This window comes from Streptomyces sp. NPDC031111 (assembly GCF_055570675.1).
The window spans coordinates 557,250-574,655 of sequence record NZ_JBVIGS010000001.1 but is presented as its reverse complement, the minus strand read 5'-3'; the positions used below and the strand labels follow the sequence as shown (position 1 = coordinate 574,655).

Sequence of the window (17,406 nt, the reverse complement as noted above, 5' to 3'; positions counted from 1 at the left end):
GATCACTCAGACGCACATGGGGGACACATGTCCGACGGCCATCAGCACAACGGGCACGAGAACGTGCCGAGCAGGCAGCGCAGGCGCTTCCCCGGGATCTCCTCGCGTGCGTACGAACATCCGGCCGACCGCTCGGCGCTGGTGGCGCTGCGCAAGCTGAGCGGCTTCGACACGGTGTTCAAGGCGCTGAGCGGGCTGCTGCCCGAGCGCAGTCTGCGGCTGCTGTTCCTGTCCGACTCGGTGCGCGTCTCGGACCGGCAGTTCGCGCATCTGAACGACATGCTGCGGGACGCCTGCTACATCCTGGACCTGGAGAAGGTCCCGCCGATGTACGTCAACCAGGACCCGGTCCCGAACGCGATGTGCATCGGCCTGGACGAGCCGATCATCGTGGTGACCACGGGTCTGGTGGAGCTGCTCGACGAGGAGGAGATGCGGGCGGTCGTCGGGCACGAGGTCGGACACGCGCTGTCCGGGCACTCGGTGTACCGGACGATCCTGCTGTTCCTGACGTCCCTCGCGGTCCGGGTCGCCTGGATTCCGCTCGGCAACTTCGCGATCATGGCGATCGTGACGGCGCTGCGGGAGTGGTTCCGGAAGTCGGAGCTGTCCGCGGACCGCGCCGGGCTGCTGGTCGGGCAGGACCTCCAGGCGTCGATGCGCGGCCTGATGAAGATCGCGGGCGGCAACCATCTGCACGAGATGAACGTGGACGCGTTCCTGGAGCAGGCCGACGAGTACGAGGCCGGGGGCGATCTGCGCGACTCCGTGCTGAAGATCCTCAACGTGCTGCCCCGCTCGCACCCGTTCACCACGGTGCGGGCCGCCGAGCTGAAGAAGTGGGCGGCCACCCGGGACTACCAGCGGATCATGGACGGCCACTACCCGCGCCGCGACGAGGACAAGGACGCCTCGGTGCGGGACTCGTGGCGGGAGTCGGCGAGCAGCTACGCGGGCGAGGTGCGCACGTCCAAGGACCCGCTGATGAAGCTGGTCAACGACATCGCGGGCGGTGCGGGTGACCTGGGTGACCGGGTGCGGCGCGGTTTTGGCGGGTTCACGTCGTCGGCGCCGAGGCCCCCGAAGGCGGGGCCGGAGGATCCGGACACGGGGGACAACGCCCCGCCGCGCGACGGCGCGTAGGCCGACGAAACCACGGAGATCGCCCCCGCCGCCCCTTCCCGTCCCGTCCCTGGGGGCGCTGCCCCCGGACCCCCCGCTCCTCAAACGCCGGAGAGGCTAATTTCAGCCCCTCCGGCGTTTGAGGAGCGGGGTCTGGGGCGGAGCCCCAGGTTCGGGACGGGAAGGGGCGGCGGGGGCGAAGAAAGTAAAGTACTCACAGCCTCGGCTGGGCGCCCGGCGCCAAGGAGCCGCACAGGGCCGGGGTGCTGCCCGTGGCGTACGGGTCGGTGCCGGCGGGGGCGGCCTCCTTCGCCGTCTGGCCGGCCAGCAGGGGGCGCAGCACGGCGGCGGAGTCCTCGGCGCAGGACAGCGGACCGGCCTGGACGTAGGCGACGACAAGCTCCGCCTGATGCAGGCGCAGATCGTCGCGGTCGAAGCGGAAGTGCAACTCGCGCCGGACCGTGAACAGCGACGCCTCGTCGGCCCGGCCGGCCCCGGCGGGACGCAGCGCGTAGACGAACGTGTGGTCCGTGGTGACCTCGAGGGTGGACGAGTCCGTCTCGGCGGCCTGCATGGTGCCCTGCACGCGGATCTCCCGGTCGGCCAGCTGGACGCGGGCCGGGTCGAAGCGGACCAGCCATCCGGTGGGCGCGTGCCGGCCGTCGGAGGTGGGCCGGTCGAAGCTCTGGTCGAACTGGTCCAGCTGGCCGGAGTCGAGCAGCACCCGCACGGGGCGGGTCTCGCCGCCGGTCAGCACGCCGGGGTCGAGGGCGGACCGCACGATGTAGTCCTTCGCGGTGAGCAGGGCGTTCACCACCTGGCCGTCGGAGAAGTGCGCGGTGCGCCGGGACGCCGGGAGCGGCACCCCCTCGGCACCCGGTCGGAACTGCGCCGCCGGACTGTGCGCGTACAGCTGTTCGACATCGGGGGTGCCGGGGACCTTGCCCTGCGGGGCGAGCGGGATGACGGTCATCCGCAGCGGCTCGGCGACGCCCTCGGCGGTGGGCGTGCGGTAGGGGTGGCGTACGCCCATGTAGACGGCGGTGCCGAAGGCGATGGCGATCAGCAGGACGAGGACCAGCGCCTGCCGGGACAGACCGCTCCGGCGCAGCGGCGGGCGGCGGCGCACGGCGGGCGCGTGGTCGGTGATGCGCTCCTGGGCGGAGTACTCCTGGAGCCGGGCAGCGCGGACGAAGGACTCGTCGAAGACGACGGACCTGTACTCGTCCTCTCCACCTCCGGGGGCTCCGTCGGGCGTCCCCTCGGGTGGGTCCGAAGGCCCTCCCATATCTTCAGGGTAGGTCCGGGCGGGCCCCGGTAAACGCCGCGCCGGGGCCCAAGTTCTGACAGGTTCTCACCAAGTCGACGGCCCGGTTTCAGGGGCCGTGCGGGATCACCGGGACGGTCGGCCGGGAGTAGTCGGCGGAGGCGGAGGGCGCCGCCGCGCCGCCCTGCTCCACGCCGGTGGTGGAGGGTGGCGGCACCGGGTCCTGGCGGTTGGAGGACGCGCCCCGGTAGACGGCCGAGAAGGCGAGCGCGACCATGCCGATGCCCATCACCAGGGCGAGCATCCAGGCGACCGGGCGGTGCCAGCGCACCTGCCTGGCGTACGGGCCCGGGGCGCCGTAGTCGTCCTCCAGGGCGTCGGCGTCGGCGTCCGGGTCGTCGTGGCCGGGGTCGCCCCGGTAGCCGCCGTACCCGTCGTCGTACCGCTCACCGCGCGAACGGGCCCGGCGGGCCTCGGCCTCGGAGGCCTCGGCTCTGGCCTGCGCGGCGGCCAGGAGGCGTTCGACGGCGGTCGGCTCGTGCACCTCGGCCGCCCGTACGAAGGCCTCGTCGAAGACCACGGAGGCGAACTCTTCGTCCGACACCCCGCGGTCGTGGTCGTCGTCGGGCTCCCAGCCGTCAGGGAACGGCGTACCCCCCACGTCCTCCGGCACGGATCCAGAGTAGACCTGGGGGGTCATTTTGGGCAGACGGTATGGAAATTCATCCGTCTGCTGAGACGATCCCGCCGCCGCCCGCCCGGCGCGCCCGGGTCAGCGCCGTACGTGACCGTCGCCGGTGACGATGTACTTCGTGCTGGTCAGCTCGGGCAGGCCCATCGGCCCCCGGGCGTGCAGCTTCTGCGTCGAGATGCCGATCTCGGCGCCGAAGCCGAACTGGCCGCCGTCGGTGAACCGGGTGGAGGCGTTCACCGCGACCGTGGTGGAGTCCACGAGCTGGGTGAACCGGCGGGCCGCCTGCTGGGAGGTGGTGACGATGGCCTCGGTGTGGCCGGAGGTCCACAGCCGGATGTGCTCGACGGCCCGGTCGAGCGAGTCGACGACGGCGGCGGCGATGTCGTGGGAGAGGTACTCGGTCTCCCAGTCCTCCGTGGTGGCCTCCACGACGGTGGCGCGGGAGTCCTTGGCGTACGCCATCACGCGCTCGTCGGCGTGCACGGTGACCCCGGCGTCGGCCAGGGCGTCCAGGGCGCGGGGCAGGAACTCGGCGGCGATGTCCTGGTGGACCAGGAGGGTCTCGGCTGCGTTGCACACGCCGACCCGCTGGGCCTTGGAGTTCACCAGGATCTCGACGGCCATGTCGAGGTCGGCCGCCGCGTCGACGTAGACGTGGCAGTTGCCGGTGCCGGTCTCGATGACCGGGACGACCGACTCCTGGACCACCGTGTTGATCAGCGAGGCGCCGCCGCGCGGGATGAGCACGTCGACCAGGCCCCGGGCGCGCATCAGCTCCCGCACGCTGTCACGGCTCTCGCCGGGCACCAGCTGCACGGCGTCGGCGGGCAGCCCGGCGCCGTGCACGGCGTCGCGGAGCACCCGAACCAGCGCGGTGTTCGACCGGTACGCGGAGGAGGAACCGCGCAGCAGGACCGCGTTGCCGGACTTCAGGCAGAGGGCGGCGGCGTCGACCGTCACGTTCGGGCGGCCCTCGTAGATGATGCCGACGACGCCGAGCGGCACCCGGACCTGGCGCAGGTCGATGCCGTTGGGCAGGGTGGAGCCGCGGACGACCTCGCCGACCGGGTCGGGCAGCGCGGCCACGTCCCGCACGTCGGCGGCGATGGCGCGCACCCGCTCCGGGGTGAGCGTGAGCCGGTCGATCATGCCCTCGCTGATGCCGGCCTCGCGGGCCTTCGCCACGTCCTGGGCGTTGGCCTCGACGATCTCATTCGTGCGGACCTCCAGCGCGTCGGCGATGGCGAGCAGCGCGTCGTCCTTGGCGGCACGCGGCAGCGGCGCGAGGGTGGCGGCGGCCCCCTTGGCCCGGTAGGCGGCCTGGCTGACCGGGGACATCGAGTCGTACGGCGAGAGCGTGGTCATGGGGGAAGGGTAGTGCGGCCGGCGGACTCGTCCGCCGGTCATCCCAAACCCCGAGACACGGGTTCAAAACGGGTGTACTCCGACGGGGGTCGCGAGGACCGGTCCGTATCCCGCCGCAACGCGCTGGTGGTAGGTGGCCCGGTCGATGACCTCCAGGCCGACGATCTCCCAGGGCGGCAGGCCCGCGGTCCGGCGGTGCTCGCCCCACAGGCGCAGCGCCACGGCGGCCGCGTCGTGCAGGTCGCGGGCCTCCTCCCAGTAGCGGATCTCCGCGTGGTCGTCGGCGTAGCGGCTGGTCAGCAGGAAGGGGTGGTCGTGGGCCAGCTGCTCCAGGGCCCGCCGGACGTCCGTGACCGGGGCCGGCGCGCCGGAGACGCTGAGGGTGACGTGCCACAGGCGCGGCAGGTCCACGGGTTCGCCGCCGCCCTGGAACCGGTCGCCGGCCGCGACACCCGTCAGGGCGCGCTCCGCGCCGGCCGCGCGGGAGCCGGCACCACCGCGGGACGACGTCGTCCCCGGGCGCACTCGTCTCACGGCGGCCTCCTTCATACGCGGACATGCCTGAGGGGCGGGCGGTTGTGCCCCTGGGACAAAGTTGAGCAGGCCGCCGGGGATCGTGGGGCGGTTTTGCGCAACGTCCACCGCCGAGGGCGGACGTTTCGGCGCATTACGGATGCAGGACCACCAGATCGTCCCTGTGTACGACCTCGCGTTCGTACTCGGGACCGAGATCGCGGGCGAGTTCATGGGTGGAGCGGCCGATCAGGAGGGGGATCTCCTTGGCGTCGAAGTTGACCAGCCCCCGGGCCACCGCCCGTCCCTCGCGGTCCCGCAGCTCCACGGGGTCGCCCGCGCTGAACTCCCCCTCGACGCCGGCGATCCCGGCCGGCAGCAGCGACTTGCGGCCCTGCATCACCGCGCGCACCGCGCCGTCGTCCAGGGTGAGCGAGCCCTGCGGGGTGGAGGCGTGCTGGAGCCACAGCAGCCGGTCGGCGGAGCGGCGGCCTGTGGGGTGGAAGTAGGTGCCGGTGTCGCCGCCGGTGAGGGCGTCGGCGGCGTGGACCGCGCTGGTCAGCACCACCTGGATGCCGGCGGCGGCGGCGATCCCGGCGGCCTCCACCTTGGTGACCATGCCGCCGGTGCCGACGCCCGCCTTGCCGGCGCTGCCGATCTCGACGTGGGCGAGGTCCTCGGGTCCCCTGACCTCCGCGATGCGCGAGGTGCCCGGCCGGGCGGGGTCGCCGTCGTAGACGCCGTCCACGTCGGAGAGCAGCACCAGCAGATCGGCGCGGACCAGGTGGGCGACGAGGGCGGCGAGCCGGTCGTTGTCGCCGAAGCGGATCTCGTCCGTGGCGACGGTGTCGTTCTCGTTGACGATCGGGAAGGCGCCCATCGCCAGCAGCTTGTCGAGGGTGCGGGAGGCGTTGCGGTGGTGGGCGCGACGGCTCATGTCGTCGCTGGTCAGCAGCACCTGGCCGACCCGGACGCCGTAGCGGGCGAAGGAGGCGGTGTAGCGGGCGACCAGCAGTCCCTGGCCGACGCTGGCGGCGGCCTGCTGCCGGGCCAGGTCCTTGGGCCGGCGGCGCAGGCCCAGCGGGGCGAGACCGGCGGCGATGGCTCCGGAGGAGACGAGGACGATCTCCCGCTCTCCCCCACTGCGGTTCTTGGCCAGCACGTCGACGAGAGCGTCGACGCGGTCGGCGTCCAGACCGCCCGCCGCGGTGGTCAGCGACGAGGAGCCGACCTTGACGACGATCCTGCGCGCCTCGCCCACGGCCTGCCTTGCCCCTGCCACCTTGCCGCCCGTCCCCTCACGTAGATCGGTCGCCCCGTCAGGCAATCTACGCGAAGCGGATCGCGTGGCGCTCGGCGGTCCAGCCTCCGGACGGTCCGCTGCGAGTAACCGCGCGGACACGGCCCGCGCACACCAAAAAGGTTGCGTGGGGCGCCTATAGAAATCAAAGGTTCCGCAAACGTATTTTGAACTCTGTGTCACACAACGTTCGCCGCACGAAGCGCATCCTCCTCAGATCCGGCAAAAGTCCCTACGAGGTCCTGTCCCTGGAGGAGGCCCTTCACCGCGACGTCATCGCCACCAACTCCGGGAACCTGATCTTCAGCGACGCGGCGCACAAGATCCTGGAGACGCCGCACACCGAGGTCGTCCCGAACGGGATGCGCACCGAGGTGGCCGAGGCGGCGCGCATCAACGAGGAGTACGACGCCTTCGTCGTGCCGCTCGCCAACGCCTTCCGCCCGTCGTTCGAGGCGGCCCTGAAGCGGCTCACCCGGCTGATCGGCCGGCTGAAGATCCCCGTGGTCGTGCTCGGTGTCGGAGCGCAGACCGGGCTGAACTACAACCCGGACCGGCTGAAGCCGATCGAGCCGTCCGTGCGCGCCTTCGTCTCCGCGGTGCTCGACCACAGCGCCTCGATCGGGGTGCGGGGCGAGTTCACCGAGAAGTACCTCAAGGACATGGGCTTCCGCGACGTCGAGGTGATCGGCTGCCCGTCGCTGTTCATGTACGGCAAGGAACTCGCCGTACAGAAGCGCACGCAGGAGCTGACCGCGGACTCGCGCATAGCGATCAACGGCTCGCACAGCGCCGTACGCCGGCTGGGCATGGACCGGATCATCTCGCGCACCCACGCCCGCTACCCGAACGTGCGGTTCATAGGCCAGAACCTCAGCGACGCCAAGCAGTTGCACTGGCGCGACCTGTCCGACCCGAACGGCAAGGTCACCGGGATGCCGACCCATCCCGACCACCCGATGTACCGGGAGGACAAGGTCCGCGTCTACGTCGACCCGGTCACCTGGATCGACGACCTGCGCGACTTCGACTTCTCCTTCGGCTCCCGCATCCACGGCAACATCGCGGCCCTGCTGGCGGGTACGCCCGCGACCGTGCTGTGCGCCGACTCGCGGACCCTGGAGCTGTGCCGCTACTTCGAGATCCCGCACCGCCGGATCGACAAGCTGCCGGAGGACGTCGACCCGGCACGCCTGTACGAGGAGGCCGACCTCAGCGCGCTGACGGGCAACCACCACGAGCGGTTCGAGCGGTTCACGGCGTTCCTCGACCGCAACGGGCTCGAGAACACCTTCTCGCACGGCGACGGCGGCGCGGCCTTCGAGAAGCGGCAGCGCTCCCTGGACTTCCCGGAGGGCGTCCGGCCCTGGCTCGGCAACGACGTCGCCGACCTCGCCTCGCGCATGGGCTGGCTCAACAACCGGGTGGGCGAACTGACCGCGGAGAACACCCGGTTGAAGCGGGACCTGGCCCGCGCCAGGACCGGTGCGCGCTCCTCCGTGGCCGCCCCGGTGACCACGTCGGTGTACCGCCGGGCCCGCCGCGTCGTGGGCGCCCCCCTGCGCCGGGCACTTCAGGGAGGCCGCGGCTGAGGCGTCGCGGGCCGTAGGGCCCGCGGTCACTCCATACGACGAGGACACCCGCGTGTCGTCCGGCGGTCGCCGCGCGTTAACCCGGGCACCCGTCCTGCGTCGACCCTGGAGTGACCGCAGTGCCCGAACCCTCGTCCCCACGGCGGCGGACCGCCGCCCAGTTGCTCGTCCTCGCCGTCCTGTCGGCCGCCTTCGTGGCGCAGGCCGTCGCCGCGCTGCGCCCCCATGTTCCGCTGCTGCTGGTCTCCACGGCCGTGTCCCTGGCCGTCGAGGGCGTGCTGTACCGGTGGCAGCCGGGGATGCTCTCGCTGTTCGCGAAGTCGCACGCGGACATCACCGTCCGCCATGTGCTGCGCGACCTGCTGCTGGTGGTGGGTCTGCTGCGGCTCGGCGAGCAGCACCGGGAGACGCAGTACGCCCCGCTCGTCGCCGGGCTGCTCGCCTTCTACGCGCTGCACTGCACGGTCCAGGCGGTGTCCGTGCTGGTCCGCCGCAGCCGCACGCTGCCGGTGCTGACCCGCAACATCGACGCCTCGGCACTGCGCCTGTCCCCCGCCCCGGCGGTGCTGCTGCGCCGCCCCGGGTACCGGCTGCCGGCGTTCGGCCTGCCCGCCACGGCCGGGCTGACGGCGACGGCGGTCACCGAGGATCCCGGGTACGGGGCGGCGGGGGTCGCGCTGGCGCTGCTGCTCACGGCCGCGGGCCTGTGCGCGCTGCTGCTGCGGCTGCTGCCGGGCCGGCGTCCGGCGGGCGAGCAGGAGGTGCTCGACTGGTTCGACGCGTGGCTGGCCGAGTACCGGCCGACCGTCGGCCTGTACTTCTCCGGCGGCCCGTCCTCCGCGTATCAGGCCAACATGTGGCTGGAGCCGCTCGCCGGGCTCGGCGGCCGACCGGTGATCGTGCTGCGGGAGCGGTTCATGGTGCCGAGGATCGCGGCGACCGACATCCCGATCGTGTGCCTGCCGAAGGTGTCCACGCTGATGCGGCTGGAGCAGTCCACGCTCCAGGTGCTCATCCACCCGTCGAACTCCGGCAAGACCTCCCAGGTGCTGCGGATCCCCACGATCAAGCACACCTTCGTCAACCACGGCGAGAGCGACAAGCTGTCCTCGTGCAACCCGTACGCGAAGGCGTACGACGAGGTGTGGGTGGCCGGTCCGGCGGCGCGTGAGCGGTACGCGCTGGCCGAGGTGGGGGTCGAGGACAAGGACGTGGTGGAGATCGGCCGCCCCCAGCTGGACGCCGTACGCCCGTACGCGGGGCCGCCCACCGGGGCGTACACGACCGTGCTGTACGCGCCGACCTGGGAGGGCTGGGACGGCAACCCGGGAAATACGTCGGTGGTCGCGGCCGGTGAGAACCTCGTGCGGGCGCTGCTCGCCGACCCGGGGGTGCGGCTGCTGTACAAACCGCACCCGCTGACCGGCTCGGTGGATCCGCGGGCGGGCGCCGCCGACCGGCGGGTGCGGGAGCTGATCCGGGCGGCGAACCGGGAGCGCTCCCTGTCGCGTCCCGCGCCGTCGGCGGAACTGGCCCGGCGCACCGCGGAGCTGGACCGGCTGACCAGGGCCGCGTTCCGGGCGGGTGCCGATCAGGTGGAGCGGATGCTGGCGCAGTCGGCCCCGGAGCCGGGGCGGGCCCGGGCGGTGGCACGGGCGACGGCGGCCTGGGAGGAGGCGTACTGGGCGTCGCTGCCCGAGGGGGAGCACCGGATCATCACGGACGCCCGGCCCGAGCTGTACGCCTGCTTCAACGCGGCGGACCTGCTGATCAGCGATGTGTCGAGCGTGATCAGCGACTTCCTGGCGAGTGAGAAGCCGTACGCGGTGGCGAACACCAGTGGGCTGTCCGAGGAGGAGTTCCGGGCGGCGTTCCCGACGGTGGCGGCGGCGACGGTGCTGATGCCGGACGCGGGCGGGGTGCGGGCGCTGCTGGAGTCTGTCCGCGATCCGTCGAAGGACGGACTGGCAGGTGCTCGCGCGGAGTTGAAGCGGCGGCTGCTGGGGCCGGCGATTCCGACGTCCCAACAGCGCTTCGCCGCGGCCGTCCGGGCGCTGTGTGCGGCGGCCCAGGACCACAGGGTCCGCACGGCACAGCGGCCCGCCGCGGAACTGCCGGTCCAGCGCCGCCAGTCCGCACCGGCCGGCAGGAGTGTTCTCGCCCCCGCCGCCCCTTCCCGACCCGACCCGGGGGCGCTGCCCCCGGCCCCCCGCTCCTCAAACGCCGGAGGGGCTGAGTAGTTCAGCCCGTCCGGCGTTTGAGGACGAGGCCCGAAGGGCCGAAAGGGGGGTCTGGGGGCGCAGCCCCCAGGGACGGGAATGGGAAGGGGCGGCGGGGCGAAGAAAGCTCATGCCGGGGCGAGGAGGCGGCGGGCCTTTCGGAGCACGCGATAAAGGACGGTCGCCGGGCCGTCCTCCCGGTAGCCGGGCACCGCACGGGCCTCACGCGGCGACGCCAGGTACACCGCGTCGGGGATACCCGCCGCGCGGTCACGGAAGTGCGGATACGCCAGGTAGACGCGCCGGCCCCGTCGCTCCAGCCGGGCCGGCGGCTGTTCCTTGGAGCGGACGAACCGCAGGACGTCCAGGAGGAGTTCCAGCCGCCGCCCCGCCACCAGGTGCAGCCGCAGCCGCTCCTCGACCTTGAGCCGCCGCGCGACACCCTCGTTCCAGTGGACGTCCATCAGCGGCTGCGCCAGCTCCAGTTTGCGCCGCCGGACCTCGTCGGAGTCCTTGAGGAACCGGGGGCCGAACTGGGGCAGCAGGGTGACCGTGAACGGCCGCACCATCAGCAGGTCCCGCCGAGGGCCCTCGGGGACGAGGTCGGCGATCAGGTTCATCAGGGCGCGGGCGGAGTCGAACCGCAGGGTGTAGCCGCCGCTCTTGGTGACGTGCTTGCCGTCGTCGCGGCCCACCAGGTAGTAGCAGGTGTAGTCGGCGATCACGGAGACGCCGTCCGCCCGCAGATACGCCTCCATGGTGAACAGCGCGTCCTCGCCGGTGAACAGCGACTCGTCGAAGCGCATGCCGTGCCGGTCCAGTAACGCGCGGCGGAACAGCTTCTGCGCGCTGAGCGTGAACTTGATGTTGGAGGAGTAGATGTCGGTGCGTTCCAGCGTCCTGCCCCACATGGACTTCGGCGCACCGCGGTTGACGCCCTCGACCCGGCCCAGCACGACGTCGGTACCGGCCCGGTCCGCCATGGCGACCATCCGCTCGAGGGCCTCGGGGCCCAGCCGGTCGTCGGCGTCCAGGAAGAAGACGTAGCGGCCGGTGGCCTTGCCCAGGCCCACGTTGCGCGGGCCGCTGGGACCGCCCGAGTTCTCCTGCCGGAGGACGGTGACCGGCATGGGCGCGCGGGCCGCGAACTCCTCCAGGCACTCCCCCGTGCCATCGGTCGAGCCGTCGTCGACCGCGATGACCTCGACGCGCTCCGGGTCGATGGTCTGTGCCTCCACGGAGGCGAGGCACTCGACCAGATACGGCATCGCCTCGTACGCCCCGATGACCACGGTGACATCAGGCTGCGCCATGGTCACTTTCCCCCTCGTCACGGGATATTTCCCCCGTATCGCCTCATTCGCTACTTGTTAGACGGGTGTTCGAGGGAGTGGGTTGCTCCGCGCACCTGTTTTCGTGGCTGACGTCACAACGCGAAAGGGCTCGGTCCCCGAGGATCAACTCCTCGGGGACCGAGCCCTGTTGAGACCGTGGAGGCGAGTCAGACCGCGTCCACGCCGTCCGCCTCACCCGTCGCCGACGCCCGCGGGACGGGCACCGCGTCCGCCAGCTCGACGTCGGGGCCGCCGGTCACGATCCGGGACTCCTGGCCGAGATTGCGTGTCTCGGCCTTCCGCGCCAGCTGCGCGACGGCGGTGTTGAACTGGTCGATCGACTTCGGCTCGTCCGGGCCGAGCAGATAGCGCTTGAGCTCCTTGCGGTCCTCGGCCAGCGGGTCGCCGGCCGGGTCGCGGACCGCGTCGAGCAGCCCGCCCAGCTCGGCCGCGCTGTTGGAGAGGATCACCGCGGCCCGCACCGCCGTGTTCTGCCGCTTGAACTCCTCCACGCCGAGTTCGGCGGAGTCCGTGACGGCGTACGGCTTGCCGCTGGCGATGAAGTCGGAGACCACGCTGGAGATGTCCGAGACCATCGCGTCGGAGACGTTGAAGCAGTCGTACAGACGCGGCTCGGCGCCCGTGATGACCCGGTGCTCCCAGTCGGGGAAGGAGCGCCAGTACGCGGCGTTCCACTCGGCGCGCAGCCGGGCGGTCTCCTCGTGCCGGGCCACGTCGATCAGCCCGTCGCGGCTGGCCTCGGCCTCGTCGCCCTTGTCGGTGCCGCCGGTCAGCTCGGCCAGCCGGGCCTCGATGCGGGCCAGCTCGGCCTTGGCCTCCGCCTGGGCGGCGGTGTCACCGGTGAACCGCGGGTCGGCGGCGCGCTCGGCGGCGGCCTTCGCGATCAGCGCGGTGATCCGCTGGTGGGCGGCCTTCGCCCGCGCGCTGCGGGTGCCGGTGAACGGGTGCGGCTTGTACAGGACGCGCACCGCCGGGTCGGCCTTGACCAGCTTCTTCACGATGTTCTCGCCGGCCAGCAGGATCGAGGTGTTGCCGGGGTTGTCGTCCCAGCCCTCCCACGTGGGGGCGTACAGGACGGTCGGCATGCGGTCGCCGGGCACGCCCTGCCAGGTCTGGATCGGGGCCAGCTGCGGGCGGCCGACCTCCACGATGTCGTCGTCGCGGACACCGACGTCGGCGATGGCGTAGCGGTCGCGGCCCGCGCGGCCGGCCGTCCACACCTCGTCGTAGACCTTGCTGTACGGGTTGACGCTGGCGAGCTTGTCGCTGTCGCCGTGGCCGATGAAGACGTGCTTCATGGTGGGCACGCGCAGCAGGTGGATGTTCTTGCCGACGTTCGCCGCGTACAGCGCGACCCGCACGGTGGACAGGTCCAGGTTCATCAGGTGCACCCCTCCGGGCACGCAGATGACGGGGACCGTGGTGGGCGCCAGGTTCTGGAGTATGACCCGCTCACGCAGGATGACCAGCGGACGGGTGTCCAGCTGCTCCATGGTCTCCAGCCACATGTTGACCTGGTAGGCCGAGTCCTTGGAGCCGGAGAAGTACAGCACGGTCTCCGGGCGGTACTCGCGCAGCCAGCCGTCGACGGCGGCCAGCACCTTGTCGTCGCTCGGCGGGGTCTTCCGGCCGCGTACGTACGGCATCAGGGCGAGGACGTTCAGGATGCCCAGGACCAGTGTGATGCCGATGCCGGTGTAGCCGATCGCGGCCGAATCCAGGGAGGCGCCGACGAGTATGCCGACGACCGCCGCGAGGTCGAGGTGGAGCATCTTCTCCGCGGCGCGGTTCAGCAGCCCCCGCGGCGGGGCGTCCGGGATGCGGATGCGGGAGGCGAGGTCGACGTTGCGGGTGGCGACCGGCATCCGGCGGCGGTTGCGGATCAGCGTGGTGAGCGCGCCGTGCGGGGCCTGAAGACCGTAGAAGGCGATGAAGCAGGCGATCGCCCCGTAGTAGATCAGGTTGTCCGCGAGGGACAGGCGGGCCAGCAGCAGGATCAGCAGGAGCTGTCGGATCAGGAAGCGGATCGACAGGCCGGCCCGCACCTTGCTGAGGCGGTTGACCAGGTAGCTGCCCTTGCGGTGCAGATAGTGGTCCGCCAGGTACGTCACGGCGGCGGCGGCCGCGAACGCGGGGATGCTCGGGACGAGCGCGGCCAGCATGAGGCAGGGGAAGCCCAGCATCATGAGGACCGCCGCGGCCAGCTCGGCCGCGCTGCCCACCCGGGCGACGCGAATGGCTGTGGATATCACGGAGAACCTGCTCTTGGAGGGGGGAGTGCCGGTTTTGTGCCTGGTAATTCGGGAGGTACGGATTCAGGCCCCCGCGAAACCCCGTTCCTGAACTGCGTTAACGGGAGATCGCAGAGGCCTGAATTACCGGAGTCTATTTGACCTTGATTATTACACGCCGTCCTGACGGTCCAGCACCGAGGCCAGCGCCTGCTCGAACCCGGAGGCCCGCGCCGCACCCGCCGTCGGGTCCTGCTGCCGTACGTCGATGACATGGCCGGTGAGCTCGGACAACAGCACGTCCAGCGAGGTCCGGGCCACCGCCTCGGAGGACAGCAGGCTGCCCGCCGGCTCCTGTCCGAAAGCCTTGGTGCGCATCGGCGTGGCGGTGCGCTCCGGGTTGATGCAGTTCACCCGGACGCCGTCGCCGGCCCACTCGTCGGACAGTGCCTGGGTGAGGTTCACCATGGCGGCCTTGGTCGAGGAGTACAGGCTGTACTCGGCGCGCCCGCGGGTGTAGCTGCTGGACGTGTAGAGCAGCAGCTGCCCGTTGGTCTCGGCGAGGTACTTGTAGGCCGAGCGGGCGATCTGCACGGGGGCCAGGTAGTTGACCTTCAGCGCCTCCTCGATGGTGGCGTTGTCGGTCTCGGCGAGCTTGCCGATGCGCAGCACGCCCGCGGTGTTCACGACGTAGTCGATGCGACCGGTCTCGGCGTACGCCTTGGACAGCGCGTCGTCGACCTCCTCCGGGTTCTCCACGTGGGTGCCGGTGGTGGAGCGGCCCAGCGCGTAGACGGTGGCCCCGTAGGACTCGGCGAGCTGGGCGATGTCCTGGCCGATGCCGTACGAACCGCCGAAGACGACCATGGTCTTGCCGGTGAGCAGCTGGCGGTACGCCTCCTCGCTCACCTGCTCGGGCGCGGCGGTGGAGGCGAGCTGGAAGAGCTTGTCGGCGATGAAGACGTCGACGGGCTGGGTGACCTTCATGTTGTACTCGTCACCCGCGACGACGTGGATCGGCACGTCCGGCAGGTACTTGAGCACGACCGAGCAGTCGTCCGTGGCCTGGAAGTTGGGGTCGCCGGCGGCGACCTCGTAGGCGCGGCGGATGGTCGACAGCTTGAAGGCCTGCGGGGTCTGGCCGCGGCGCAGCCGGGAGCGGTCCGGGATCTCGGTGATGAACTCGCCGTCCTCGCCGTGCGTGCGCGTGACGATGATGGTGTCCGCGGACGGGATGGCCACGTCGACGGCCTGGTAACGCTCCAGCGCGGCCACGCAGTCGTCGATGACGCGCTGCGACAGCAGGGGGCGCACGGCGTCGTGGAAGAGGACGTTGCGGTCCTCGCCCTCGGCCAGGCCCTCGCCGAGCGCGGCGATGGCCCGCTCCGTGGTCTCGTTCCGGGTGGTGCCACCCTCGATGACCTTGGCGACCTTCGAGAACCCGGCCTTGGCGACGATCTTCTCGATGTCGGGCACGTATCCCGGCGCCATCAGCACGATGATGTCATCGATCGAGTCGGCCTTCTCGAAGGTGGCCAGGGTGTGCTCGATGACTGCCTTGCCGGCGATCTTCAGCAGCTGCTTGGGGATCGACAGACCCACCCGCTGGCCGGTACCACCGGCCAGGATCACTGCGGTGGTACGGGGCTTGGCTATGTGCTGGGACACAGGTGACCTACCTTGGGGCGACAGGGAACTTCGAAATGGTCCCACTTGTGGTTACCGCAGTGCAAGGTGAGCGTCCTCCGCCGCATATGTGCGCGCAACCTGTCATTCACCTAGGACTCCTGGTGCCCCGTGAGGGTTCCCGGAACATCCGGTGAATTGCTGTGAGTAACTCCACAGGAGTTATGCGATTGCGGTGCGTGACGGACGTGACACGGCGACACCTTCAGCGCAGCGCCCGCATGGCTCATCCGCCGGCCCCCCGGGCCGGCGGATCTTCACGTCCTGGAACGTGGGACTGCACACGTTCTTCAAATACGGCTCACCCAGAAGCCCATTGCCACGAAATTCCCTGTCAAGATTCCGCAGCATTCCGGTCTCAACAAGACCGAGGTAACGATTCACCACCTCACCGCTCTCCGCGAGCAGCCGACTGCCGCGTCAGCCGCGGGCAGTCGTGCCGCAGGGCGGCACGGGTGGGCGCGACGGCACCCCGCGAGCGCCGGGCCGCGCGACCCACCCCCGGCCCACTCAGACCAAGTGCACCCCCGGCCGCCCGGCCTCGACCCGCAGACTGGCCAGCGTGCTAGGCGTGGCCTGCGGCTTCACCACCGTGTCCACCACCCGCACCCGCGCGTCAATACCGTCCCGACGAATGTCGAACAGGTGGTACCCCCGATGCGCGTCGAGCAGCTTCCAGTGCGGATTGTCGCCCCGTCGCGGATCCCACTGCGCACGGAAGGCGGCCTGGTCCTGGTCACCGTTGCTGGAGATCGACGTGCCCACGAACTCGGCGCCCACCACCGCCGACTTCGGATCGGCGAAGTCCGCCTTGAGGTCGCTGATCATCGTCAGATGGCGGTCGCCGGTGAGGACGACCGGGTTGCTGACCCGGCGGAACTCCTGGAGCAGCGCGTTGCGTTCGGCCTGGTAGCCGTCCCAGGCGTCGTAGAACCAGAGCTTGCCCTCGCCGACCTGGAGGTCGGTCTCGGCCATCATGATCTGGGAGGCGATCAGGTTCCAGCGGGCCGGCGAGTGCCGCAGCCCGTCGACCAGCCAGCGCCGCTGCGCGGACCCGAGCATGGTCAGCGCGGGGTCCTGGGCGCCTTCCTGGCTGGTGGCCTGGTCACTGCGGTACTGCCGGGTGTCCAGCACGTTGAGCCGGGCGAGCCGGCCGAACTCCAGCCGGCGGTACATGCGGATGTGCGGGCCGTTGGGGACGGCGGTGGCGCGCACCGGCATGTGCTCGTAGTACGCCTGGTAGGCCGCCGTGAGCCGGGCGACGAACGCGTCGTGCGCCTGCTTGTCGGGGTCCTGCGGGATGTCACCGGCGAAGTCGTTGTCGACCTCGTGGTCGTCGAAGGTGACCACGAAGGGGGCGTTCGCGTGCATCTCCGCGAGATCGGGGTCGGAGCGGTACTGGGCGTACCGGTTGCGGTACTGGGTGAGGCTGTACGGCTCACCGGTGCCCTCGTGGCGTCGTACGCCGGTCGCCGAGGGCGTGGACTCGTAGATGTAGTCGCCCACGAACACCACGACGTCCGGGTCCTGCTCCAGCATGTCGGCGTACGGGGTGAAGTAGCCGTGCTGCCAGTTCTGGCAGGAGGCGAGCGCGACCCGCAGGTTCCCGCCGGAGCTGTGCGGGGCGGGCGCGGTGCGGGTGCGGCCGACGCGGGAGAGCTGCCCGCCGGTCCGGAAGCGGAACCAGTACGTGGTGTCCGGGCGCAGCCCGCGTACGTCGACGTGGACGCTGTGCCCGTACGCGGGCCGGGCCTGGACGGTGCCCTGGCGTACGACCTTCCTGAAGCGGGCGTCCTGGGCGATCTGCCACTGCACGGGCACGGTGCGGTCGGGCATCCCGCCGCCGTTCAGCGGGTCCGGGGCGAGCCGGGTCCACAGGACGACGCCGTCCGGGAGCGGGTCGCCGGAGGCGACGCCCAGGCTGAACACGCCGTCGGGCAACGGGCTCTCGGCCGCGTGCGCGGAGGCCGGCACCCACAGCTGGGCGGAGGCCGCGGCACCGAGCACGGCGGCACCGGCGGTCAGGACACGGCGGCGGTCGGGCTGAACTGCTCCGGACATC

The 17,406-nt window shown here is 71.3% G+C and carries 12 protein-coding genes; 3 read left to right on the top strand and 9 right to left on the bottom strand.

Annotated elements, in window-relative coordinates; genetic code table 11:
- Positions 1-27: 27 nt before the first annotated feature.
- On the top strand, positions 28-1,143 hold the full coding sequence (locus ACZ470_RS02520; protein ID WP_468423685.1) for a M48 family metallopeptidase: 1,116 nt from the start codon (positions 28-30) through the stop codon (positions 1,141-1,143).
- Between the two features lie 193 nt (positions 1,144-1,336).
- Here ACZ470_RS02520 and ACZ470_RS02515 read toward each other — a convergent pair whose 3' ends face one another.
- The 5 genes from ACZ470_RS02515 to proB form a co-directional block, all read right to left on the bottom strand.
- Entirely contained in the window at positions 1,337-2,410 is a 1,074-nt protein-coding gene (locus tag ACZ470_RS02515) for an SCO2583 family membrane protein (RefSeq protein ID WP_468423683.1), read from the bottom strand.
- An 88-nt stretch (positions 2,411-2,498) separates the two neighbouring features.
- On the bottom strand, positions 2,499-3,062 hold the full coding sequence (locus tag ACZ470_RS02510) for an SCO2584 family spore wall biosynthesis protein (protein WP_468423681.1): 564 nt from the start codon (positions 3,060-3,062) through the stop codon (positions 2,499-2,501).
- A 99-nt stretch (positions 3,063-3,161) separates the two neighbouring features.
- Positions 3,162-4,448, bottom strand: coding sequence for a glutamate-5-semialdehyde dehydrogenase (locus tag ACZ470_RS02505; protein ID WP_468423679.1), 1,287 nt, complete (start codon positions 4,446-4,448; stop codon positions 3,162-3,164).
- Between the two features lie 63 nt (positions 4,449-4,511).
- Entirely contained in the window at positions 4,512-4,982 is a 471-nt protein-coding gene (locus ACZ470_RS02500; protein ID WP_468423677.1) for a hypothetical protein, read from the bottom strand.
- Positions 4,983-5,115: 133 nt separating this feature from the next.
- A complete protein-coding gene (gene proB, locus ACZ470_RS02495) occupies positions 5,116-6,222 on the bottom strand; it encodes a glutamate 5-kinase (RefSeq protein ID WP_468424045.1) in 1,107 nt (368 codons plus the stop codon).
- 215 nt (positions 6,223-6,437) lie between these two features.
- Here proB and ACZ470_RS02490 point away from each other — a divergent pair, with 215 nt between their 5' ends.
- A complete protein-coding gene (locus ACZ470_RS02490) occupies positions 6,438-7,853 on the top strand; it encodes a polysaccharide pyruvyl transferase family protein (protein ID WP_468423675.1) in 1,416 nt (471 codons plus the stop codon).
- Between the two features lie 119 nt (positions 7,854-7,972).
- Positions 7,973-10,093 carry a hypothetical protein gene (locus ACZ470_RS02485; protein ID WP_468423673.1) on the top strand — a complete coding sequence of 707 codons (2,121 nt, stop codon included), beginning with the start codon at positions 7,973-7,975 and terminating at the stop codon, positions 10,091-10,093.
- Between the two features lie 107 nt (positions 10,094-10,200).
- Here the strand turns inward: ACZ470_RS02485 and ACZ470_RS02480 are convergent, their stop codons facing one another.
- From ACZ470_RS02480 to ACZ470_RS02465, 4 genes are all read right to left on the bottom strand, one after another.
- On the bottom strand, positions 10,201-11,391 hold the full coding sequence (locus ACZ470_RS02480; protein ID WP_468424043.1) for a glycosyltransferase family 2 protein: 1,191 nt from the start codon (positions 11,389-11,391) through the stop codon (positions 10,201-10,203).
- A 182-nt stretch (positions 11,392-11,573) separates the two neighbouring features.
- Positions 11,574-13,649 carry a hypothetical protein gene (locus tag ACZ470_RS02475; protein ID WP_468424042.1) on the bottom strand — a complete coding sequence of 692 codons (2,076 nt, stop codon included), beginning with the start codon at positions 13,647-13,649 and terminating at the stop codon, positions 11,574-11,576.
- 180 nt (positions 13,650-13,829) lie between these two features.
- The gene (locus tag ACZ470_RS02470) at positions 13,830-15,326 is read right to left on the bottom strand and encodes a D-ribitol-5-phosphate cytidylyltransferase (protein WP_468423671.1); all 1,497 of its coding nucleotides are present in this window, start codon (positions 15,324-15,326) and stop codon (positions 13,830-13,832) included.
- Between the two features lie 528 nt (positions 15,327-15,854).
- Positions 15,855-17,405 (bottom strand): alkaline phosphatase D family protein, encoded by a 1,551-nt coding sequence (locus tag ACZ470_RS02465; RefSeq protein ID WP_468423669.1) that lies wholly within the window; start codon positions 17,403-17,405, stop codon positions 15,855-15,857.
- Position 17,406 lies beyond the last annotated feature (1 nt).